Source organism: Penaeicola halotolerans, from assembly GCF_016464625.1.
Classification (GTDB): Bacteria; Bacteroidota; Bacteroidia; order Cytophagales; family Cyclobacteriaceae; genus Penaeicola; species Penaeicola halotolerans.
The window spans coordinates 1-251 of record NZ_JAEAGO010000150.1 but is presented as its reverse complement, the minus strand read 5'-3'; the positions used below and the strand labels follow the sequence as shown (position 1 = coordinate 251).

Annotated in this window: 1 protein-coding gene; it reads left to right on the top strand. The window is 41.8% G+C overall.

Translation table 11 applies throughout. The features are described from left to right. Positions 1–12: 12 nt before the first annotated feature. A partial coding sequence (locus I5349_RS14340; protein ID WP_369075574.1) for a DUF3347 domain-containing protein occupies positions 13–251 on the top strand: 239 nt, incomplete at its 3' end.

Below are 251 nucleotides of genomic sequence, written 5' to 3'. Positions count from 1 at the left end.
AACCTTTCAAAGGTGGACATGAATTTGGTGAAGGGCTCAGCTTATGATCAATGGATGTCGATCCGAACTGAGGTACAAAAAGCGGCAGAAATGATAGCAAAGGAAACTGATATCGCAAAACAACGAATACACTTTGCGCCTCTTTCCCAGGCTTTTCTGGATATGACGGAAACTTTTGGACTGACGAAAGACAAGGTTTATAAGGAATTTTGCCCGATGGCTTTTGATAATAAAGGAGCCTATTGGCTTAG